Origin of the sequence: Pseudodesulfovibrio tunisiensis (assembly GCF_022809775.1) — a bacterium.
Taxonomy (GTDB): domain Bacteria; phylum Desulfobacterota; class Desulfovibrionia; order Desulfovibrionales; family Desulfovibrionaceae; genus Pseudodesulfovibrio; species Pseudodesulfovibrio tunisiensis.
This window is the reverse complement of record NZ_CP094380.1, coordinates 2,958,677-2,979,000: the sequence shown is the minus strand read 5'-3', so window position 1 is coordinate 2,979,000 and position 20,324 is coordinate 2,958,677. Positions and strand designations below refer to the sequence as shown.

The window sequence follows — 20,324 nt, the reverse complement described above, 5'->3', positions numbered from 1 at the left end:
GCAGCCGGTTGGGCAACGCTTCCTTTAAGCGTTGTCGCCGATTGTCATGGTGGGGTACATCCCGGTCGCGTCCCCGGACTGAAAGGGCTGAAGGATGTTGAAGGACACCTTCTGAGTCTTCTGCGCATGCCCTTTGGTTTCTTCGGAACCATCGTAGTATGCGCCGTTTTCCTCCAAAATGTGGTCGATACGGTGCTTGAAGGCCCGTACGAACGCAGCGCCGTCGCCCTGAAAACGCATGTTGCCAAGGCTCAATACCTTGGCTTTGGCGAACTCATCCAGCGAAATGCACTGCGTGTCAAGGTCCGCCTGTCGAGTGACATATCCCCAGACAAGGGAATTGTCAGGTACGTGAATGGGCTCCTCCGCGTCAATGATGGTGTGCGGCATGACGATGGAATTGGTTCCCACGGTGATTTCCGCGTTCTCGGAACCGCGCAGGAACGAGTTGAAGCCCACGAAGACCTTGATGCCCAGATGGGTGTGGATGACCTTGCCGCCGTGGGCGGTCACGTCCATGCCGTCGTACCGGGAATTCAGGATGTAGCAGTTCTCCTGGGCATTGGCCCCGTCCCCGAGTCGGGAGTTCTCGATGTGTGCGCGCTGGGCCACAAGGGCGTTGTGCCCCACGGCACAGTCGCCCTTGATCACGGCATAGAGCGACACGAAGGCGTCGTCCGGCACGTTTTCCATGGCATCGGGCACGACAGAGGAATAGATGGGAACGAAATCCTCCTTGCGCTCGTCCAGATAGTCCGAGAACTCGCCGGACAGCCGTCCGTTCCCGTCCAGAGACACGTACTTCTCCACCACGCCGGCCGGGTACACGTAGTCGAATTCGAACAGGCCGTCGTACTTGATCCACACGCGGCCCGGCTCGATGGTCTCCCGGGACAGGTCGCCCGCCTGCACATAGGCGAAATCCCCGACAACGCAGGAGTGCATCACGGAAAGGTCCACCGTGGAAAAGGGGCCGAGATACACGCCTTCCGTCGTGGTGCCGTGTATATTGGCCCAAGGCATTGCCACGGTATTCAGGATGCGGAAATACTCGGGGATCTGCGGATTCTTGGAGTTGTTGTGAACCAGGGTCTTGTTCAGAAAGCTGTTGGAAATGAGAAAGGACTCGTCCTGAAAGAGTCTCGTCCTGCCGCCCTCGAACTCCACCTCGTCGCCCTTGGCCTTGAGTTCGTCGCCGCGAAGGTCGCTTTTGTAGAGAATGGAACGGTCCACGAACGTCTTGCCCAGAAAGTAGGTCCCGGACAGACTGCTGCTCCGAAACCGGAAATGCATGGGATGATCCGTGGTCAGGGCGTAGAACGCGTAGTAGCGGGCGTGCCGCTCGCGGGGAACCGCGTTCTTCAGGTAGGGGGCGACGTCGACACCCATGGGTTTGAGATTGACGTTCACCCGGGAAGTGATGTGGTCGAAGAGTGCTTCAAGCTGTTTCATCAGGGCCCTCATACGTCTGGTAAACCAGTTGAACTGCCGGGCGGTCGGCCGCCCGGCAGCATGTTGTCGTCAGGGTCTATGCTCTAGCCACCGACGGGCAGAGTAACAGGCATCCCCATGATAGGCCAGATCACGAGGCAGGCAATTCCGACCACGACCATGAGCATGATGCTCGCGGGTACGCCATAGCCGAAGAACTCGCCGGTAGAGAACTGGCCGGAGTCGTAGGCAATGGCGTTCGGGGCCGCACCCACCAGCAGCAGGAAGGGCATGCCCGCAACCACCAGGGAGGCGTACAGGATGACTTCCGGGGCCACGCCGAGATACGGCGCGATGACCAGAGCCACTGGCAGGGATATGGCGATTGCCGCCACGTTCATGATGAAGTTGGTCATGATCATGACGAAGAAGGCGATGGACAGGACGAACACGAACCAGTTGGCGTTCTGGAACATGACCAGCCAGTTCACGGCCATCCACTTGGCCGCGCCGGTCTCCCACAGGCAGAAACCGATGGACATGGCGCCCGCGAACAGCAGGATGATGTTCCAGGGAATCTCTTCCAGATCCTTGAGATTCAGAATCTTGAACACGAAGAACAACACGCTGGAACACAGGATGATGGCGGTCTTGTCAACAGCCTTGAGCGCGGGAATGAAGGCGCGCAGGCTCATGATGGTGATCACGACACCCACGATGATGGCGGCCATGATCTCGTCGCGGGTCAGGGAGCCCATCTTGGCGTTCAGCTCGCGGGCCTTTTCGCGCAGGCCCGGGATGCGATCCTTTTCCGGCTTCAGGAAGATCATGAAGAAACCCCAGAGCAGGAAGATCATGATCCAGCCGATGGGAGCCATGTAGTAGGTCAGCTCGAAAAAGCCCACGTCGCGGTGCACGATTTCGGAGAAGAAGCCCAATGCCACGGCGCCGCGCGCCGCGCCGAGCAGGGTCACGATGGAGCCTGCGCCCGCCACGTAGGCCATGCCAATGAAGAGGCCCTTGCCGAACTTGGTGGGCTTCTTGCCCTCGCCGTACAGGCCGTAGATGGCAAGCAGCAGCGGATAAATTGTGGCGGCCACGGCCGTGTGGGCCATGATGTGGGTCAGCAGGCCCGTGACCACGAACACGCCGAGATAGATCATGCTGGTCCGCTCACCCACCACGTCGAGCATCTTGTAGGCCAGCCGCTTGGTCAGGCCGGTCTTGGTGAAGACCAGACCGATCATGATGGAGGCGAAGATGAACAGGACCGAGGGGTCCATGAAATCCTTGAACGCGACCTTTGCGGGCCGGATCATGAACATGACCTGCAGGATGCCGATCATGAGGCTGGTGACGCCGATGGGCACCACCTCGAAAACCCACCATGTGCCTGCGAGCAGGAACACGGCCAGCGCGCCCTTGGCCTCCGTGGACAGCGCAAAGTGCTGCCCCTGGGGATCAATGGCGTCGGGCCATGGCGGACAATAGTAGACAATGACAAACAGGGCCACGCCCAGCAGCATGAACAGCAGGCGCTTCCAATCAAACGAAGTTGCAGTGGCTTGTGCCGCACCCATTATTCCGTCCTCCGGTCTTGGATAAAATCCACGTTACTGTTTGCAGGTCGTCATTCGGGACCTGACTTCCTCGAAGATGTCGCTCAGGCGGATCACGCCCGTGACCTTTCCATCCCGGCGGACCAGCAGTGGCTGGTGCCCGCCCATGATGTACTTGTGCACCGCGATTTCGAGGTCATCGTCCTCTTCCATGAATTCCGACTCCGCGGGTCTGTGCATGGCTTCCACGGCCGGAACGTCCATGGCCTGCCCGCACAGGGACTGGAGCGTATCGGTCCACAGACCGAAATCCCGAAAAACACCGGCCACGTATTCGCTGGTGAGGGTGGCGTCAGCGGCGTCTCCGTTCATCAGTTTCTTGTAGTTGGGTTCCAGGGAACGGAGAATGTCCGTCATGGTCAACTTGCCGAGAAAGCCGCCCTGCGCGTCCAGCACGAGGACGTCCCTGTGGGCATGGCTTTTGTCGGGCTTGGCCTGATGGTCTTCCTCAAGAGTCCGGAAGACGTCGGACAACGTCGCATCCTGGCCGACCGTGACGTACTCGGCGACCGGGATCATCAACTCTTTGACTTTCATACCTCTCCTTCCTGCTTTGGTTGGGACCAGGCGTCGGCCTCTCCGCCGCCTTGCTCTGCGGCGGACCGGGCCGAATGAAGCTTCACGAGCAGTTCCTCCATGTCCACGGGCGCGGCGATTTCGTCGAAAGCGCCGAGCTTCATGGCTTCAATGGAAAGGGGAACGTCCGCAGCGTGATTGATGAGGATGAATTGGGACTGGGGACATGCGGCCTTGACCGCACGGAGAATGGAAAGAAGGGCGCGGTCCCGGCCGTAGAGCCCGAGCAGCACGGCGTGCACCTTCTCCCGGCAGGCGGTGTCGCGGACTTCGTCTTCACGACGGGCCCTGAAAACCTCGACACCCCGCTTTGCCAATTGCCGGGCCAGATGATCTCCGAAATCCGTATCAGCATCAACAATCAGTACTTTCATCACCCAGATCGATCCTTTCAGTTTACCGGCTCTCCCCGAGCCGACACTGTTCTAGGGCAATGACTGTGCCATGTTGAAAAGAACGAATTATATTATGCTTATAGAAAAATCTTCCCGCTTGTGACATTTTGCGCGAACGAACAAAATGAAACAAAATGAATCAATACATGAAACAGTTATTGATTCATTTTGAAACAGAAAGAAACAAAATTCCGGGAGGATTTCAGTAGAGAATTTCGCCTTGTGAAAGTTCGCCCGAGAGGTAGGAATTCAGCACGGCGTCCACGCTGCCGCAGACGTCGTCCACCACGGTCACGCCCTTCCATTTGAGGAAATCATAGTATTCCTCTTCTATGCCCGCACACAGAACCGCGCCCACGCTCTCCGTGATGACCAGACGGCACACGGCCTCGGGCGAGGCCTGATCCAGAACCACGACCTTTTCCCCGCGTTCGGCGACCTCGCCGGAATCGAGGCGGACGACCGTGACCACGAGCACGTCCGTGGCCAGATCGAATCTGGGGGCCACATCGTTTTCCAGAAGGGGAATCAGTATCTTTTCCATGGTGGTCCTACCTGATGCCGTACTGTTTCATCTTGCGCCACAAGGTGCTGCGGCCCCAGCCGAGGATTTCCGCAGCGCGAATGCGCTTGCCTCCGGCCTTGATCAGGGCGTTCATGATCATGCGCCGCTCCACGTCCTCCCAGTTGCGCGCCTCGCCCGGGTCCACGGCCGGAGCGGACTGCATGGCGGGCATGGCCTCGGGATGCGCGTGCAGCAGCGGTTCGGCCTCGTGCTCGGACCGGGTCGGAACGTGGGAAAGATAGGCGGGAAGGTGGCGCATGCGAACGCGCTTGCCGTCGCAGAAGTTCACGGCATACTCGATGACGTTCCGCAATTCGCGCACGTTGCCGGGGTAGGCATAGGTATGCAGCAGGGCCAGGGCGGCCTCGGAGAATCCCTCGATGCGCTTGTTAAACCGGGCCTGAAACATCTTCAGGAAATGATCCATGAGCAGAAACACATCCTCCCCGCGTTCGCGCAGGGGCGGCAGATGAAACCGGATCACGTTGAGCCGGTACAGCAGGTCCTGACGAAACCGGCCCTGCGCCACCATCTGTTCCAGATCGCGGTGCGTGGCCACGATCACGCGCACGTCCGCATGAAAGCCCTTTGTGGAACCGAGAGGATAGATGACCTTGTCATCCAGAAAGGAGAGGAGCTTGACCTGAAGGTTGATGGGCAGATCCCCGATCTCGGTCAGGAACAGGGTGCCGCCGTGGGCCAGACGGAATCGCCCCGGCTTGTTCTGGTCAGCGCCGGTGAATGCGCCCTTGGCATGGCCGAACAGCTCGGACTCCATGAGCGTGTCGGGCAGGGCCCCGCAGTTGACCTTGATGAACGGACCTCCGGCCCTGTCCGAGGCCTTGTGAATCTCCTCGGCCAGAATGTCCTTGCCCGTGCCGGTCTCTCCGGTGATGAGCACCGAGGAATCGGTCTGGGCAACACTGGGGACCATGTTGAAGAGTTTCTGGATGCCCGGACTCTTGCCCACGAGTCCGCCAAGGGCGTAGCTGCCGCCCCCGGGTTCGTCCGGCGCGGCCTGACTGGCGGAAGTCACGGTCTCCACCGTGCCCACGCGCACGCCGTTTTCGTCCATGAGCGGAGCCACGGTCACGCGTACCGCCACCTTGCGCCGCTCGCGGTTGATGATGTTGGCATCCACGCTCACGGGATCGAACTCGCCCAGTCCGGCGGCCACGGGACATCCCTTGACGCAGAAATCGCAGCGCAGGGCGTGCAGACAGCCGAGCCCCGCGATCCGGGTCCGGTCCACTCCGGTCAGGGTTTCATAGGCGCTGTTCACGCGCACCACGGCGCCCCGCTCGTCGAGCAGGGCCACCCCGAAGGGAAGTTCGTCGAACACTCCGGAAAGCACGTCCGGTCGCGCCAGAAGCGCATCGAACCGCGCGAAGTCCACTTTCTTCATGGCGATCAACCCGTTACAAGGTCCAAGGCAACCAGAGCGGGTTCTACCACGCCCGGAGCCGGGCTTCAATGCGCAACCCGACAGCAGGACCGGACATGAGGATCATTCCTCCTCCACCACAACCCCGTCGCACACGAAGGAAATGCCCTGCGTCGAGGCCGTGCCGATCATCACGGCCTGTATTATCGGCGTGGGAATGCTTTCTCCGGCCTTCCACTGCACCACGAAATTCGCACCGGAACCGCCCTCGGTATCCCGTTCCGCCACATGCACTTCAGTCGTGCCCAGCGGCGGCACGGTCACGGGCTTGTCCAGATATTCCTTGATGAGCTGACCGTGGTCCCCGTAATACTTGACCGAAACCACGATCAGGCTTCGGGTTTCATCCACATTGCGCAGACTAAGCAGGGCCGAAAGATTGTAGGGCTTGCCCTTTATGCCCTGATAGACGTGGGAATACACGGGCACATACACCTTCTGCCCCTTGGATTTGCTGAGCACCCTGCCCGCCCCGGCCGGGACGGCCAGAAAGGCCAGCAATGCCACTGCTGCGACCAGAATTCCGAACCTTCCACGCATATGACTCTCCCTGTTTGGGTTTGCTCCGTATGCACAGCTATGCCCGCAACGCCCCGAGAAAGCAAGGGCTGCTTGCGGGCCGCACACCCATCTGATACGCATTCGTCCATACGGAAAACCCCGGAGAAAACACCGTGTCCCGATCCATCGGATTCCTGATTGCCGCAGCAATGCTGCTGACCGCCCTGCCTGCCCATGCCATGACCGTGTTCACGGTGGGCGTGGAGGACATCCGCTACTATCCTCATTATACAACGCATCACGGCATCTACACGGGATTCAGCCGGGCCGTGCTGGACGATTTCGCCCGGGAACGCGGCTACCGGTTCGAATACATCCCCCTGCCCGTGCTTCGCCTCTATCGCCAGTTTCTGCACGGCGACACCCTCGACTTCAAGTATCCGGACAATGCCCAGTGGCAGCAGACCCTGCGAAGGGGCGATACCGTGTACTATTCCGACCCGCTGGCCATGGCCCGGGACGGAGTCATCGTGCTCCCGACCCGCGAGACCATGCACCTGAACCAGCTCAAGCGACTTGGCACGGTGCGCGGATTCACGGCCACCAGATACGAAAACGAAATCCGGCACGGCAAAGTGCATCTGTCCATGAGCGACGATTTTTCCGATCTCATGAACATGGTCCGGGAAGGCCGGGTGGACGGCGGTTTCGGCTCTCTCGCCGTGGCCCGCTACCAGCTCGAACACATCCTGAAGAATCCGCGCGCCCTGCACTTTGCGCCCAACCTCCCCTACACCGTGGTCGGCTTCCGCCTTTCCACCCGACGCCACCCGGAAATCATCCGGGAACTGAACGACTACCTGCTGCGCCACGCGGACCGGCTTCGTCTGCTCCGTCGGCAGTACGGCATTGATCCCCCCGGACGCACACGCCAATGATCTTTTGAAACCGCAACGAGTTTGCGGTACATGGACACTCTCGGACTCAACACTGCAACGGAGCCATCATGAAGATACCCCAGGGATTCCGGTTCTCGGCCGCACAGGCCGGTTTCAAGCATCAGGGCAGATACGATCTCGCCGCCATTGTCAGCGACAGGCCCGCAATCGCGGCAGGCGTGTTCACCACCAACAAGTTTCAGGCCGCTCCGGTGCTGCAATGCAAGGCACTGCTCGCCAAATCCGACACCATGCGCGGATTTCTGGCCAATTCCGGACAGGCCAACGCCTGCACCGGAGAACAGGGCATGGAAAACTGCCGCGAAAGCCTGACCATGGCGGCTCAGGCCCTGAATCTGGAGGCCGACACGCTTCTGCCTGCATCCACGGGCGTGATCGGCGCACATTTCGACATGGACAAATGGCGAAACGCCATGCCCGAACTCGGCCGCAACCTGCCGACCGGTACTCCCGAGGACGCGGCGCGGGCCATCATGACCACGGACACCATGCCCAAGATCGCGGAAGCGGGTTTCCAGCTCGATGGCGGTGAAGTCCGACTGCTCGGCCTGTGCAAGGGCGCGGGCATGATCAGCCCGAACATGGCCACCATGCTCGGCTTCATCTGCTGCGACGCGAACATCTCGGCCGAGGCGTGGCAGATCATGCTCAGGGACTGCGCCAATCTTTCCTTCAATCGCGTGACCGTGGACGGCGACACCTCCACCAACGACTGCGTGCTGGCACTGGCCAACGGCGCATCCGGCGTGGCCATCGAATCCGAGGACGACTACATGCTGCTGCGCAAGCACCTGCTGGAAGTCATGGAGGAACTGGCCTACAAGATCGTCATGGATGCCGAGGGCGGCACCAAGGTGGCGTTCATCGAGGTGGCCGGAGCGCGGACCGACGAGGACGCGGAACTCGTGGCCCGGGCCGTGGGCAATTCCCCGCTGGTCAAGACCGCGCTGTTCGGCTGCGATCCGAACTGGGGCCGCATCGTGGCCGCGGCTGGCCGCTCCGGTGCAAACTTCCGGGCCGAAGCCATGGTCCTCAAGATCGGCGGCGTGCTCGTGTTCCGCAACGGCACCCCGGAACCCGGCAACATGGACGACCTGCTCGCCCCGATCATGAACGAACGAGACATCGTCATTTCCATCCGGCTGGGCACGGGACCGGGCAGCGCCATGCTGCTGGCCTCGGACCTGAGCCGGGATTACGTAAGCATCAACGCGGATTACCGCTCGTAACCAAAGGAGCCTTCCATGCCGAACATCAGACTCGAAACCTGGGCCGGACACCTGACCACGGACAAGCGTCGCGAAATCGTGGAAACCTTCACGCGGGAAACCTGCCGCATGCTGGGATGCGTACCCGAGGCGGTCGACGTGATCATCACGGAAATTCCCAAGGAGAACTGGGGCACGGCAGGCGAGCTGTGCTCCGAGAAGTTCCCGGACAAGTAACCGGTCCGGCCTCGCATCGAAACAACCATGAAAACACCCTGCCCCGGCAGGGTGCTGGTCGGGTTTTGCCCGGCAAAGACAGTATCAGCAATGAAAAGAGACACGAACACCCGGCTGGCAGATTTCATCTTCGAGTGCGGCATGCTCCGCAAGACCCCGCGCACCGGCTACCAGTTTCTGGGCTCGGGCTCGGAAAACGTGGCCGAACATTCCTTCCGCACCGCGGTCATCGGCCACATTCTGGCCAGGATGGCCGGGGCCGACGTGGCACGAACCACCTACATGTGCCTGTTTCACGACCTGCACGAGGCCAGAACCGGGGATTTCAACTACGTGAACCGCATCTACAATTCGTCCAGACGCACCGAAGCTCTGGAAGACGCCGTGCTCGGCACCGGGCTGGAAGAGGACGTGCTCGGTTACTGGGAGGAACTGGAAACCACCGAGACGCTGGAAGCCAGACTGGCCCAGGATGCCGATCAGCTCGACTTCATTGCCAATCTCAAGGAAGAGGCGGATCTGGGCAACAAGTATGCGGACAAATGGCTTGAACTCGCGCTGGAACGCGTGCGCACGGAATGGGGAAAGGAACTGGCCAAAGCCATTGCCGAGACTGATCAGAGCGACTGGTGGTTTCTGAAACCGGGTCGGGACTGGTGGACACGCAAGAACGGGAAAAGCGGCAAAAAGTCGGATTGATGCAGAAAATGCTTGATTGGATACGGCGACGTATCTAAACATAGCCTTGCGAACTCTGCACAGGGGTTGCACAAGCGTCTGTTTTCAGATAGAAACTGCTCCTTAATATATATTGAATACCCTTGTTTTTCATTCGTTCAAACAAGGCGAACGAAAAACGGACCAGAAATATGGCTGCAACCACTCGAAAAGCTCTTGCCTCGGCGCAATTTCTGAGCACAACACTGCGTCCCCTGATCGATGATCTGGGGGCCATGTTCCTGTTCTTTCTGGACGCTGTGCGCCTCATATTCGCCGGACTGGGCCAAATCCCCAAGATCGTGCGCCAGATCTACTTCATCGGCGTGCAATCCGTGACGGTCATTGCCCTCATCGGCCTGTTCACGGGCATGGTCATGGGCATGCAGCTCTATTTCGCCCTGTCCACCTTTGGCGCAGACGGCTTTCTGGGCACGGGTGTGGCCCTGTCCATGGTCCGTGAACTCGCGCCGGTGCTCACGGCCATCATGCTCACGGGCCGGGCCGGTTCGGCCATGACTGCGGAAATCGGGGTCATGCGCATCTCCGAACAGGTCGACGCGCTCAAGATCATGGACATCAACCCCAAGCGGTATCTCGTGGCCCCGAAAATGGCCGCGTGCATCATCAGCTTTCCGATTCTGACCGCGTTCTTCAATCTCATCGCGCTCTGGGGCGGCTGGCTCACGGGCGTGAAGCTGCTCGGCGCCAATGCTGGCGTATACTGGTCCCGAGTCCAGGAATCACTGGACTGGGCCGACATCGAAGGCGGATTCATCAAGTCCCTGATCTTCGCCATGCTGGTCTGCACCATCTGCTGCTTCGAGGGATACTACACGCACGAAAGACGGGGCCATGCCGGTCCCGAGGGCGTAAGCCAGTCAACCACAACCGCGGTGGTCAAGTCCTGCGTGGTCATTCTGGCCGCGGACTACGTGCTCACCTCCCTGCTCTGGTAGACCTCATGCGCGAAACCAAGGCACCAAGCATACGGCTGGAGAATCTGGCCATCGGATACAAGGGCATTCCCGTGGTGAGCGGGCTGAATCTGGAATTTCCCGGCGGCAAGCTCTCCATGGTGGTCGGCGGGTCGGGCTGCGGCAAGTCCACCCTGCTCAAGCACATCCTCCAGTTGCAGCCGCCCATCAAGGGCAAGATTTTCATCGGCGGGCACGACGTGTACGGCCTGTCCCGCCGTCAGGGCAGATGCCTGCGCCAGCGCATGGGCGTGCTGTTTCAGGACGGCGCCCTGCTCGGCTCCCTCAGGCTCGGCGACAACATAGCCCTGCCCCTGCGCGAACACACGCGCATGAAGGATGCACAGATCATTGATCGGGTGCACCATTGTCTGGAACTCGTCGGACTGGACCACGCCACGCACCTGTTCCCGGCCGAACTCTCCGGCGGCATGCGCAAGCGGGCCGGACTGGCCCGCGCTCTGGTCATGGATCCGCAGGTTCTGCTCTGCGACGAGCCCACCTCGGGACTGGACCCCATCCTTTCCGCGGAGCTCGATCAGATGCTGCTCGAAATGATGCGTCGATTCGACATGACCATGATCGTGGTCACCCATGATCTGGAAAGCATGCGCCAGCTCGCCGACCACGTTGTGGTGCTCGGAGAGAAACGCGCCCTGTTCAACGGTTCCAGCCGGGAACTGGCCGAGACCTCGGACCCGTACCTGCGCCGTTTTCAGGACAGGATGACCGAACAGCGCGACTCGCCCAGAATGACCCTGCCGCCCATTGATCCGGGCCTGATGAAAATGGATTGCTCCCGCCTTCTCGGCGAGGACTAGGAAATACGAACCGAGAGTGTGGAGGAGAACGGCATGAAAATGAGAAAGGAAACCGCGGTCGGCATATTCGTCCTCGTCGGACTGGTGGCGGTCGCATACATGAGCATACAGCTTGGCAACGTCCAGCTCTTTTCCGACAAGTACTACCTGCTCAAGGCCAACTTCACCGATGTCTCGGGTCTCAAGCCCAACGCCCCGGTGCAGATGTACGGAGTCAAGATGGGCTACGTATCCGCCATCGAACTCGATCAGGAACAGGGTGTGGCGCGCGTGCTCATGATGATTGACAAGGAAGTGGAACTCACGGACGATGCCATAGCTTCGATCAAGACCAGCGGTCTGATCGGCGACAAGTTCATCAAGATAACTCCGGGCGGCGTGGGCGACCCCGTGCATCCCGGCGACTCGCTCTTCGAGACCGAACCCGCCATCGACCTTGAGGACCTCATCAGCAAATTCGCATTCGGAAAGGTGTAACCAATGACAGGAAAGCACGCCAAATGTTTCCGGCCCGGGCTGATTCTGACCCAGGCCCTGTGTTTCCTCGTCCTGACCTGTGCCACGGTCCTTGCCGGACCAGCGACCGGCCCCACGGACAGGGTCAAGCAGGGCGCGGACGAACTCATCCAGATTCTCAAGGGCCCCCATTTCCAGAACCCGGCCCAGCATGACGAAGCCATTGCCATCCTGCGCGAGGCTGCGGAAAAATACATCGACTTCGAGGAAGTCACCAAGCTCACCGTGGGCCGCAAATGGCTGGACATGCCCGAGGCTCAGCACAAGGAAATCACCGAGGCGTTCATCAAGCTGCTGGAACGGACCTACCTCAAGCGGATTCCGACCTACAACAATGAAAAGGTCAACTACAAGAAGGAACTGCTCAAAGGCAACCGGGCCATGGTCTTGACGGAAATCGTCAGTGGAGATAAGACTATATCAGTTAATTTCCGGTTGAAAGTCATAGAAAACCAGTGGATGATCTATGACGTGGTTGCCGAAGGCGTGAGCCTTGTAAAGAATTATCGCAGTCAATTCGCGCAGATATTGCAGGACGGCACACCTGACGACCTGATCGCCCGCATTCGGGACCGCGTCAAGGAACTGGACGCAAAGGGCGATGACGAGACCGACAAATTGTAAGGAACTCGGCATGAAAGTGAAAATCACGGCTCTGGCCCTTCTTATGGCCGCATTGCTTCTGGCTTCCGGCCCGGCCTTTGCCGACGGTTCCACTCTTCAGGGCGATCAGGTGGCCCAGTTCAGCGACTTCGACGAAGTCTGGTCCGACTCGGGCCATGAAGTGGATCAGGATGCGCCCAAGGGCCCACTGGTTCATGATCCGCTGGAAAACTGGAACCGCATCTGGTTCTACTACAACGACGCCTTCTACTGGGGCGTGGCCAAGCCCGTTGCCGAGGCCTATGCCTGGGCCGTTCCCGAGCCGCCGCGCAAGTGCGTGCGCAATTTCTTCACCAACCTTTGGGCGCCGGTCCGGTTCGTGAACAACATTCTTCAGGGCAAGTTCGACGCCGCGTACATGGAATTCTCCAAGTTTCTCGCCAACACCAGTTGGGGACTGCTCGGCGTGTTCGACGTGACCGAAGGCCGCCCGCGCAACTGGATGCCGGAGCGCCCCACTGCCGACGGCATGGGCCAGACCCTTGGCAAGGCCGGGATCGGACACGGCGTCTATCTTGTCTGGCCGTTCATCGGGCCGAGCTCCATTCGCGAGACCGTGGGCTGGGTTTCGGATTCCTACATGGATCCCATCACCTATGGCGACTTCACGTTCGTGGAGTTCATGGTCATTCGAGGCTACAAGAACCTGAATCAGCTTTCACTGGAACTGCGGGGCAACGAATACGAGACCCTGACCGAAGGGGCCATCGACCCGTATACCGCATTGCGCGACGCATACATCCGCTACCGCGCCAAGAAGGTTCAGGAATAGCCGACGCTTCCCATGCTCATCGCCGCCATTTCCGATACCCACATGGGCCAGCCGCCTGCGTGGCTGGATCGCGTATATGACAAGTACCTCGCGTCTGCCGATGTACTCCTGCACTGCGGGGACATCACGTCCTTCAGCACATGGTCCTACTTTCTCCAGCATCCCAACTTCACGGCCGTGCGCGGCAATTGCGACTGGGATCCGCAGCTTGCGGATTCGCTCGACACCTCCGCCACTCTGGAAATCCGGGGATTGACCATCGGCATGACCCACGGCTGGGGACCGCGACCGCAAGTGTCGGTCAAGGTTGCTCAGGCCTTCGGCGCATCCTATGATCTGGTCTTTCACGGCCATACCCACCAGCGCCTCTGGCAGGTCATCGAAGGTGTGCAGATATGCAATCCCGGATCGCTCGGCGAGTCCGGATCGCTTGCGCTCGTCACTGTCCATCCGGACAAGTCCTTCAGTTGCGAATTCGTCACCGTGGACGCCTAGGAAGGCCTTCGGCGACCCTCCCGGGGGGGCCGGGCCCTGCCCGGACCCGCAAGGGGACGGACCTCCCCTTGACCCCATTCTGTTTTCTGGAAATCGAGCAGCCTGATGAATGTCCCGAAGGGATTCATCAGGCTGCTCGATTTCCAGAAAACGGGTGGTCCAAAAAAGACGATTCTCTTTTGCGATCGTTTCCCCGGAGCCCCTGTTCATCGACAGGGCAGGTTCCGGCATTTCCGCATCCAACTACGCCGCCATACAGTGCTTTCGAGTTCCCTTGTCCTCACAGGCGGCGTAGAGCCAAAATGTTCTGGAGGATTCTCAAGGAACCTCTTTCAAGAGGTTCCTTGAGCCGCCGGAGGCAACGAAAAAAGCCGGACAACATGAGTTGTCCGGCTTTTTTCTAAATTGGGGAAATCCCGGCCTAGAGCAGGGTGAAGTTCTGGAGCACCCAGACTACGCGGCCCACGGTGCGCTGGGCCATTTCCTCGGCGGGAATGGTGAGGTCGGTGTACTTTTCGTTTTCGGCCTTGAGCATGAACTGGTCGCCCTGAAGGTAGACGCGGCGGATGGTCAGGCCCTGATGCGGGAAGTAGACGGCGCAGAGGTCTCCGTCCGGATGATCCTTCTGATCCGGATCAATGCCCACGAACGCGCCACGCTGAATCACGGGTTCCATGCTGGCGCTGTCCACCTTCACGATGTGCAGATTGGGCAGGCAGAAGGACTCGGGAATGGAGAGCTCTTCGATGTGCTTGGGCTCCCACACTTCACTTTCCGTATCGGCACCGGCCATGGTGGACACGGCGACCACACGGCCACGGGAGTTCATGCGGCCATAGGGAGACGGGGTCTCGCGCAGGACGGTATCCGCGGGCACCTTGGCCTTGCTGGAATTCAGGTACACGGGCTCGGCGCCATCGTGAAGCCAGTCCGGGGACAGGCCGTGGCTGCGATAAAGCTTGAGGAACCACTCGGCAGGAATGGAGCAACGACGCTTGGCGTCGGAAATGCTGGACTGACGAACATCGAGGACCTCGGCGAGCTGGACCTGAGTTCGGGCGCCGGTGGCCTTCTTGATCCTGTCCAGGACTTCCTCGAACCATTTCTGCTGGGCTTCGTCACAAGTTCTTTTTTTCTTGGGCATCTATATTCTCCTTGGGATCAAATAACAGCGCGAGAGTATCGGCTGCCTGTATAAACAGTCAATGTACGCATGTCCTGTTTTTGGGGGAATTTCGCACCTTTTATGCGCAGGCGCGTATCGGGAAAACCAGCGAACAGGATTTTCTCCCGGGCAAATTGGGAAATACTCCCGGGTTTGTCAACCTATTTTTCGTATACGAGCAAACAAACGATACGGGCGGCTCAATGTCCGCCCGTATCGACTGGCGTGTCTATACCAATGAAGGCAGAAGGTCTAGCGAAAATGCTTCAGAAAAGGCACATCCGGAGTCATGATAAATCGAGTGCTGTTCTTGAGTCCGTTCCGGTAGGCTTCCAGGCTCCGGGTGAACTCATAGAAATCCGGGGACTTGCTCAAAGCATTGGCATACACCTTGGTTGCCTCGGCATCCCCTGCGCCCTTGACTATTTCCGCCTGTTTCTTGGCATCGGCAAGCAGAATGGTCCGTTCCTTGTCAGCGGTGGCCTTGATCTTGGCCGCGGCCTCGCGCCCCTCGGAACGATACTGTTTGGCCTGACGTTCACGTTCCGCCTTCATGCGCCCGAAAATGGCCCGGGCGTTCTCGGGCGGCAGGTCCGTCCGCTTGATGCGCACGTCGATCACGTCGATGCCATAGGGTTCGATGAGCTCACGGGTACGCTCGGTAAGCGCGTCCATGATCTCCTTGCGCTTCAGGGAAACCACTTCGATCAGGGTATACCGGCCAAGGGCCACGCGCAGCTGAGAGCGGACAATGTCGTCCAGCCGGGCCTGAGCGCCCTGGATGGTCCTGACCTTCTGGTAGAACTTGAGCGGATCGCGAATCAGCCATTTGCTGTAGCTGTCCACATTCATGTACTTTTTGTCCGTGGTGGTGATTTCCTCGGGCTGGGCATCGAAGTCCAGTATCCGGGCATCGAAATAGACCACGTTCTGAATCAGGGGAATCTTGAAATGCAGGCCCGGACCGAGAGCCTTGTCACCCACGGGACGGCCGAGTTGCAGCACCAGGGCCTGCTCGGTTTCATCCACGGTGAACATGCTCTGCGTGAGCACGAGCGCACCAAGCAGGATTGCCACGGCAATGGCGATGGTCGTCTTTTTCATATCATTGTCTCCCTACTGCTTTGCCGGTGCGGTTTTTCCCGCTCTGGGCAATTTTTCCAGAGGCAGGTAGGGAACGGATTTTCTGAGAGCATCATCCGACAGAATGAGCTTTTCAGCCGCAGGGTCGGACAGGATGTTCTCCATGGTTTCCAGATACAGGCGCTTCTTGGTGATGCTCGGAGCCTTGCGGTACTCTTCGTACACGGCCAGAAAACGGTTCGCATCACCCTGAGCCTTGCGGACCTTGGCTCCCTTGTATGCCTGCGCCTCGTTCACGATGCGCGCAGCCTCGCCTCGAGCCTTGGGCAGAATGTCTCGCTGATAGGCTTCGGCCTCGTTGATGAACCGGCTCTTGTCCTCGCGTGCGCTGGCAACGTCCTTGAACGCTTCCACCACCTGCTCCGGCGGATGCACGTTCTGCATCTGCACGGCCACAATCTGCACGCCGGTCTTGTAGTTGTTCAGGATGAACTGCATCAGGTCGCGGGTTTCGCTCTGAATGCGCTGCTTGCCCGTTGTCAGGGCATCGTCGATCTTGTTCTTGCCTATGATCTCGCGCATGGCGGCCTCGGCCGCATGCTTGATGGTCCCGGTCGGGTCATAAACGTTGAACAGAAAATCCTTGGCATCCTTGATCATGTACTGAACAATGAACTGGACGCTGACGATGTTTTCATCCCCGGTGAGCATCTGGGATTCCTCGGGAACCTCGCGAGACTGTCCCTGCTGAAACGTGGAAAGTCTGGAGGACCCCACGGAACGAAACCCGAATTCCACGCGCTGGATTTGCGTCACCTTGGGGGTGAGTACGCTTTCCACCGGATACGGGATGTGGTAATGCGGACCCGAGGCGGTGACGCGGTCGAATGCGCCAAACCGCTTGACCACGCCCACTTCGTCCGGATCGACAATATAGATGCCGGAGAGAAGCCAGAGGCCCACAAGAATGAGTATGATAAATTGCCACCCCGGTGCCTTGAACCGCTTGAACTTTTCGAACTGCTGCTGCAGGTCGTCGAAATTCGGCGGTCCACCTGGAGAGTGCTGACCCTGACGCTGTTTTTGAAGCTTTTCCCAATCCCAATTCATAATGGAAAAGAAATATGCGCTATACGGGGTTTGGTCAAGGAAAGCCGAACAAAGAACCACTAAATAAAAAGGGCGACAAACGCATGAAGAAAATCAACCCCGACATTTTTCGTGCCTATGACATTCGCGGCGTCGTGGATACGGACTTCGACCCGGAATGGGTGGAGACTCTGGGCCGCGCATGCGGTACGTACTTTCGTTGCAACGGCTGGAACCGCGCCCTGGTGGGGCATGACTGCCGGTCAAGCTCACCGGAATACCAGATGCGCATGGCCGCGGGGCTGGCCTCGGCCGGCGTGGACGTGGTCTGTCTGAATCAGGTATCCTCTCCGGTGTTCTATTTTGCGGTGAAGCACCTCGGATTCCAGGCCGGAGTCATGATCACGGCCAGCCACAACCCGCCGGAATACAACGGATTCAAGGTTTGGGGCGGGGAAACCACGATTCACGGCCCCGAGGTGAAACGCATATATGAATTGATGGCAGCCTCGGATTTCGAATCCGGTTCGGGTCTGATTTCCGAGCATGACATCATTCCGACCTACAAAAAGGATCTGCTCTCCCGCCTGAGTCTGGATCGGCCCGTGAAGATCGTGGTGGACGGCGGCAACGGCACGTCCGGCGACCTGACTGCGGACATTCTGGAACAGGCCGGAGCCGAAGTGATCCGGCTCTACTGCGACCCGGACGGCAGATTTCCCAATCACCACCCCGATCCTGTCGTGGAGGCCAATGTGGCCGACCTACAGATCAAGGTACGGAAAACCGGCGCTGATTTCGGCGTGGGGCTGGACGGCGACGGCGACCGCATAGGAGCAGTGGATGAGACCGGACAGCTCATGTACGGGGACCAGCTTCTGGCCATCTATGCCCGCGAACTGCTGCAGGAAATTCCGGGCGCATCCGTGGTGGCGGACGTGAAATGCAGCCACCTGCTGTTCAAGGATATCGAGGATCACGGCGGCACCGCGGAAATGTGCATAACCGGGCATTCCATCGTCAAGGCGCGCATGAACGAGATCGGCGCGGCCCTCGGCGGAGAGATGAGCGGACACATGTTCTTCTACCACAACTACCTCGGGTTCGACGACGCGACCTTTGGCGCGCTTTGGCTGGCCTCGATCATGAGCCGGGCGGACAAGCCTCTGTCCCGGATGCTTGAGGACTGGCCCGTGACATTCAACACCCCGGAAATCCGCGTGGACTGTCCCGAAAAGATCAAGTTCGAGGTGGTGCGCCGTGCACAGGAATATTTCCGCGAACGGTATGATGTCATCGACATGGATGGCGCGCGCGTGGTGTTCCCGGACGGCTGGGGCCTTGTACGCGCATCCAACACCCAGGGAGCACTCATCTTCCGATTCGAAGCCGAATCCGAAGCCCGACTGGAGGAAATTCGTGAACTTGTTCAGGGTCCTGTCGCGACATGGATCGAGGAATTGGGCGGATGATCCGGGCTCGCAGAACGCCCACGAACCGGACCGGACCGCTTCATGCCGGGTAGAGTGCTCTCCCCCATGTTCTGGCGGGGGCTGTTCCGCCGATTCCGGTCCACCGTGCTGCGAAGCGAGGTGCGCATCGTGGGCCGGTGCCGATGTTGCGGCAACTGTTGCCGGGAAATCATGATCCGGTGCGACGGACGCTGGATTTCCAGCCGCCGAAGATTCACCCGCCTGTGCCGGGACGAGCCCGACTACGAGCGATTCGAGATAACGGGCCGGGACGAAGAGAACAGATTGATGTTCTCCTGCACGTTTCTGGGACGGGACAACTTCTGCAAGGACTACGATTTCCGGCTGCCCATGTGCCGGGCATATCCCTCGAAGATTTTGTATTATCAGGGCGGAGACCTTGGCGCGGACTGCGGATTTTCATACAAGGCCAAGAGATTTCGCGATGCATGGAAACGCCGGAAGCAGGGGACCCTCCCGTTCTCCCAGACTCTGGAACAGGCCCGGCGCACACAGGATCGGAAGGACTCATGAAGAAACTCGTCATCATACTTGTTCTGGCCGGACTGGCTGTCGGCGGCGGATGGTATTTCCTCGGTTCCCGGTCTCAGGGCAGAATCACGGTGCTCAAGACCGCGGTGGCGGAACAGGGCTCGGTCAGCCGCATGCTCGAAGCCACGGGCATCGTCAAGGCGCAGGTAGGCGCACAGCTCAAGATCGGAGCGCGTGCCACCGGCACCCTGACCCATGTGCCGGTCAAGGTCGGCGACCGCGTGACCAGAGGACAACTGCTGGCCGAAGTGGACAGCCGCGAAATCCGGGCCAAGATTGCCGAAGCCCGGGCACAGCTCCGTCTGGCCCAAGCCAAGGCCGAATACACGGAAAAGAACCTGCCCCGCCAGAAGACGCTGGTGCGCAAAAAGCTGGAATCACAGGACACGCTGGACAAGGCCATTCAGGACGCACTGGTTGCCCGGCGCGAGGTGGACGCGGCGCAGGCCCGGCTTTCCACCCTCATGGTCCAGCTTTCCTATTACCGAATCGTCAGCCCCATCGACGGGGTGGTGAGTCAGGTCACGGCGCAGGAAGGCGAGACCATCGTGTCCGGCCTGAACGTGTCCAATCTGGTGACCGTGCTCGATCCCACCCTGCTGGAAATGTGGATATACGTGGATGAAACCGACGTGGGACAGGTCCGGGAGGGTCAGCCCGTGGAGTTCACCGTGGACGCATTCCGCGACCGCGTATTCAAGGGAAAGGTGGACACCGTGTATCCCGAACCGGAAATCCGGGACAACATCGTGTACTACCGCGCACTGGTCAGGGTTTCCCGGGAACAGGCCGAATGGCTGCGCCCGGAAATGACCACGCAATGCAAGATCGTGGTGGAAACCCGGGACAATGTGCTCACCGTGCCCAACACCGCACTGAAATGGGTGGCCGGACAGCAGGTGTGCTACGTGGTGGACAGTCCGGACAGGGAGCCGCGCGAAGTCCGGCCCGAACTCGGACTGGCCGGACTGGATCGCACTCAGGTCACGGGCGGACTCAAGGCCGGAGACGTGGTGGCCACCCAGCTCGTGCTTCCGGGCCGCAAGATGGGACAGAAGGGCCTCTAG

At 59.6% G+C, this 20,324-nt stretch carries 23 protein-coding genes; 13 read left to right on the top strand and 10 right to left on the bottom strand.

Annotated features, from left to right (window positions below):
* Nucleotides 1–24: 24 nt before the first annotated feature.
* The 7 genes from MPN23_RS14280 to MPN23_RS14250 form a co-directional block, all read right to left on the bottom strand.
* A complete protein-coding gene (locus MPN23_RS14280) occupies nucleotides 25–1,452 on the bottom strand; it encodes a transferase (RefSeq protein WP_243544875.1) in 1,428 nt (475 codons plus the stop codon).
* A gap of 83 nt (nucleotides 1,453–1,535) precedes the next feature.
* Nucleotides 1,536–3,011 carry an SLC13 family permease gene (locus tag MPN23_RS14275; protein ID WP_243544874.1) on the bottom strand — a complete coding sequence of 492 codons (1,476 nt, stop codon included), beginning with the start codon at nucleotides 3,009–3,011 and terminating at the stop codon, nucleotides 1,536–1,538.
* A 33-nt stretch (nucleotides 3,012–3,044) separates the two neighbouring features.
* Complete coding sequence (locus MPN23_RS14270; RefSeq protein WP_243544873.1) at nucleotides 3,045–3,587, bottom strand: CBS domain-containing protein; 543 nt, start codon at nucleotides 3,585–3,587, stop codon at nucleotides 3,045–3,047.
* Nucleotides 3,584–4,000 (bottom strand): response regulator, encoded by a 417-nt coding sequence (locus MPN23_RS14265; RefSeq protein WP_243544872.1) that lies wholly within the window; start codon nucleotides 3,998–4,000, stop codon nucleotides 3,584–3,586. The genes MPN23_RS14270 and MPN23_RS14265 overlap by 4 nt, the downstream gene beginning before the upstream one ends.
* Before the next feature lie 223 nt (nucleotides 4,001–4,223).
* A complete protein-coding gene (locus MPN23_RS14260; RefSeq protein ID WP_243544871.1) occupies nucleotides 4,224–4,565 on the bottom strand; it encodes a NifB/NifX family molybdenum-iron cluster-binding protein in 342 nt (113 codons plus the stop codon).
* Nucleotides 4,566–4,572: 7 nt separating this feature from the next.
* On the bottom strand, nucleotides 4,573–5,991 hold the full coding sequence (locus MPN23_RS14255; protein WP_243544870.1) for a sigma-54 interaction domain-containing protein: 1,419 nt from the start codon (nucleotides 5,989–5,991) through the stop codon (nucleotides 4,573–4,575).
* Between the two features lie 102 nt (nucleotides 5,992–6,093).
* The gene (locus MPN23_RS14250; protein ID WP_243544869.1) at nucleotides 6,094–6,570 is read right to left on the bottom strand and encodes a DUF3124 domain-containing protein; all 477 of its coding nucleotides are present in this window, start codon (nucleotides 6,568–6,570) and stop codon (nucleotides 6,094–6,096) included.
* 134 nt (nucleotides 6,571–6,704) lie between these two features.
* Here MPN23_RS14250 and MPN23_RS14245 point away from each other — a divergent pair, with 134 nt between their 5' ends.
* The 10 genes from MPN23_RS14245 to MPN23_RS14200 all read left to right on the top strand — a co-directional run bounded on the left by MPN23_RS14245 (nucleotide 6,705) and on the right by MPN23_RS14200 (nucleotide 13,896).
* On the top strand, nucleotides 6,705–7,469 hold the full coding sequence (locus tag MPN23_RS14245; RefSeq protein WP_243544868.1) for a substrate-binding periplasmic protein: 765 nt from the start codon (nucleotides 6,705–6,707) through the stop codon (nucleotides 7,467–7,469).
* Nucleotides 7,470–7,537: 68 nt separating this feature from the next.
* A complete protein-coding gene (argJ, locus tag MPN23_RS14240; RefSeq protein WP_243544867.1) occupies nucleotides 7,538–8,719 on the top strand; it encodes a bifunctional glutamate N-acetyltransferase/amino-acid acetyltransferase ArgJ in 1,182 nt (393 codons plus the stop codon).
* A gap of 15 nt (nucleotides 8,720–8,734) precedes the next feature.
* A complete protein-coding gene (locus tag MPN23_RS14235) occupies nucleotides 8,735–8,935 on the top strand; it encodes a tautomerase family protein (protein WP_243544866.1) in 201 nt (66 codons plus the stop codon).
* 90 nt (nucleotides 8,936–9,025) lie between these two features.
* Entirely contained in the window at nucleotides 9,026–9,634 is a 609-nt protein-coding gene (locus MPN23_RS14230) for an HD domain-containing protein (protein ID WP_243544865.1), read from the top strand.
* A gap of 170 nt (nucleotides 9,635–9,804) precedes the next feature.
* Complete coding sequence (locus tag MPN23_RS14225) at nucleotides 9,805–10,611, top strand: MlaE family ABC transporter permease (RefSeq protein WP_243544864.1); 807 nt, start codon at nucleotides 9,805–9,807, stop codon at nucleotides 10,609–10,611.
* A gap of 5 nt (nucleotides 10,612–10,616) precedes the next feature.
* Nucleotides 10,617–11,450, top strand: a complete 834-nt coding sequence (locus tag MPN23_RS14220) for an ABC transporter ATP-binding protein (protein WP_243544863.1) — start codon at nucleotides 10,617–10,619, stop codon at nucleotides 11,448–11,450.
* 33 nt (nucleotides 11,451–11,483) lie between these two features.
* Nucleotides 11,484–11,927, top strand: coding sequence for an outer membrane lipid asymmetry maintenance protein MlaD (gene mlaD, locus MPN23_RS14215; protein WP_243544862.1), 444 nt, complete (start codon nucleotides 11,484–11,486; stop codon nucleotides 11,925–11,927).
* Between the two features lie 3 nt (nucleotides 11,928–11,930).
* The gene (locus tag MPN23_RS14210; RefSeq protein WP_243544861.1) at nucleotides 11,931–12,590 is read left to right on the top strand and encodes a Tgt2/MlaC family protein; all 660 of its coding nucleotides are present in this window, start codon (nucleotides 11,931–11,933) and stop codon (nucleotides 12,588–12,590) included.
* Nucleotides 12,591–12,600: 10 nt separating this feature from the next.
* Nucleotides 12,601–13,401, top strand: coding sequence for an MlaA family lipoprotein (locus MPN23_RS14205; protein ID WP_243544860.1), 801 nt, complete (start codon nucleotides 12,601–12,603; stop codon nucleotides 13,399–13,401).
* 12 nt (nucleotides 13,402–13,413) lie between these two features.
* Complete coding sequence (locus MPN23_RS14200) at nucleotides 13,414–13,896, top strand: metallophosphoesterase family protein (RefSeq protein ID WP_243544859.1); 483 nt, start codon at nucleotides 13,414–13,416, stop codon at nucleotides 13,894–13,896.
* Nucleotides 13,897–14,317: 421 nt separating this feature from the next.
* On the opposite strand, the gene MPN23_RS14195 is transcribed toward MPN23_RS14200, so the two are convergent.
* The 3 genes from MPN23_RS14195 to hflK form a co-directional block, all read right to left on the bottom strand.
* Nucleotides 14,318–15,040 (bottom strand): LexA family transcriptional regulator, encoded by a 723-nt coding sequence (locus MPN23_RS14195; RefSeq protein ID WP_243544858.1) that lies wholly within the window; start codon nucleotides 15,038–15,040, stop codon nucleotides 14,318–14,320.
* Nucleotides 15,041–15,313: 273 nt separating this feature from the next.
* Entirely contained in the window at nucleotides 15,314–16,165 is an 852-nt protein-coding gene (hflC, locus tag MPN23_RS14190; protein ID WP_243544857.1) for a protease modulator HflC, read from the bottom strand.
* 12 nt (nucleotides 16,166–16,177) lie between these two features.
* Nucleotides 16,178–17,254: an FtsH protease activity modulator HflK gene (gene hflK, locus MPN23_RS14185; protein ID WP_243544856.1), complete on the bottom strand. Its 1,077-nt coding sequence runs from the start codon at nucleotides 17,252–17,254 to the stop codon at nucleotides 16,178–16,180.
* Nucleotides 17,255–17,337: 83 nt separating this feature from the next.
* Here hflK and MPN23_RS14180 point away from each other — a divergent pair, with 83 nt between their 5' ends.
* From MPN23_RS14180 to MPN23_RS14170, 3 genes are read left to right on the top strand one after another with little or no spacing between them, the layout of a single operon-like run.
* Nucleotides 17,338–18,705, top strand: coding sequence for a phosphomannomutase/phosphoglucomutase (locus tag MPN23_RS14180; RefSeq protein ID WP_243544855.1), 1,368 nt, complete (start codon nucleotides 17,338–17,340; stop codon nucleotides 18,703–18,705).
* Nucleotides 18,706–18,747: 42 nt separating this feature from the next.
* Nucleotides 18,748–19,239 (top strand): YkgJ family cysteine cluster protein, encoded by a 492-nt coding sequence (locus MPN23_RS14175; RefSeq protein WP_243544854.1) that lies wholly within the window; start codon nucleotides 18,748–18,750, stop codon nucleotides 19,237–19,239.
* Nucleotides 19,236–20,324 (top strand): efflux RND transporter periplasmic adaptor subunit, encoded by a 1,089-nt coding sequence (locus MPN23_RS14170; RefSeq protein ID WP_243544853.1) that lies wholly within the window; start codon nucleotides 19,236–19,238, stop codon nucleotides 20,322–20,324. The genes MPN23_RS14175 and MPN23_RS14170 overlap by 4 nt, the downstream gene beginning before the upstream one ends.

Coding starts and splice junctions, on each gene's coding strand:
- MPN23_RS14280 (WP_243544875.1), bottom strand. CDS start 1,452: ATGAAACAGCTTGAAGCACTCTTCGACCACATCACTTCCCGGGTGAAC.
- MPN23_RS14275 (WP_243544874.1), bottom strand. CDS start 3,011: ATGGGTGCGGCACAAGCCACTGCAACTTCGTTTGATTGGAAGCGCCTG.
- MPN23_RS14270 (WP_243544873.1), bottom strand. CDS start 3,587: ATGAAAGTCAAAGAGTTGATGATCCCGGTCGCCGAGTACGTCACGGTC.
- MPN23_RS14265 (WP_243544872.1), bottom strand. CDS start 4,000: ATGAAAGTACTGATTGTTGATGCTGATACGGATTTCGGAGATCATCTG.
- MPN23_RS14260 (WP_243544871.1), bottom strand. CDS start 4,565: ATGGAAAAGATACTGATTCCCCTTCTGGAAAACGATGTGGCCCCCAGA.
- MPN23_RS14255 (WP_243544870.1), bottom strand. CDS start 5,991: ATGAAGAAAGTGGACTTCGCGCGGTTCGATGCGCTTCTGGCGCGACCG.
- MPN23_RS14250 (WP_243544869.1), bottom strand. CDS start 6,570: ATGCGTGGAAGGTTCGGAATTCTGGTCGCAGCAGTGGCATTGCTGGCC.
- argJ (WP_243544867.1), top strand. CDS start 7,538: ATGAAGATACCCCAGGGATTCCGGTTCTCGGCCGCACAGGCCGGTTTC.
- MPN23_RS14235 (WP_243544866.1), top strand. CDS start 8,735: ATGCCGAACATCAGACTCGAAACCTGGGCCGGACACCTGACCACGGAC.
- MPN23_RS14230 (WP_243544865.1), top strand. CDS start 9,026: ATGAAAAGAGACACGAACACCCGGCTGGCAGATTTCATCTTCGAGTGC.
- MPN23_RS14225 (WP_243544864.1), top strand. CDS start 9,805: ATGGCTGCAACCACTCGAAAAGCTCTTGCCTCGGCGCAATTTCTGAGC.
- MPN23_RS14220 (WP_243544863.1), top strand. CDS start 10,617: ATGCGCGAAACCAAGGCACCAAGCATACGGCTGGAGAATCTGGCCATC.
- mlaD (WP_243544862.1), top strand. CDS start 11,484: ATGAAAATGAGAAAGGAAACCGCGGTCGGCATATTCGTCCTCGTCGGA.
- MPN23_RS14210 (WP_243544861.1), top strand. CDS start 11,931: ATGACAGGAAAGCACGCCAAATGTTTCCGGCCCGGGCTGATTCTGACC.
- MPN23_RS14205 (WP_243544860.1), top strand. CDS start 12,601: ATGAAAGTGAAAATCACGGCTCTGGCCCTTCTTATGGCCGCATTGCTT.
- MPN23_RS14200 (WP_243544859.1), top strand. CDS start 13,414: ATGCTCATCGCCGCCATTTCCGATACCCACATGGGCCAGCCGCCTGCG.
- MPN23_RS14195 (WP_243544858.1), bottom strand. CDS start 15,040: ATGCCCAAGAAAAAAAGAACTTGTGACGAAGCCCAGCAGAAATGGTTC.
- hflC (WP_243544857.1), bottom strand. CDS start 16,165: ATGAAAAAGACGACCATCGCCATTGCCGTGGCAATCCTGCTTGGTGCG.
- hflK (WP_243544856.1), bottom strand. CDS start 17,254: ATGAATTGGGATTGGGAAAAGCTTCAAAAACAGCGTCAGGGTCAGCAC.
- MPN23_RS14180 (WP_243544855.1), top strand. CDS start 17,338: ATGAAGAAAATCAACCCCGACATTTTTCGTGCCTATGACATTCGCGGC.
- MPN23_RS14175 (WP_243544854.1), top strand. CDS start 18,748: ATGCCGGGTAGAGTGCTCTCCCCCATGTTCTGGCGGGGGCTGTTCCGC.
- MPN23_RS14170 (WP_243544853.1), top strand. CDS start 19,236: ATGAAGAAACTCGTCATCATACTTGTTCTGGCCGGACTGGCTGTCGGC.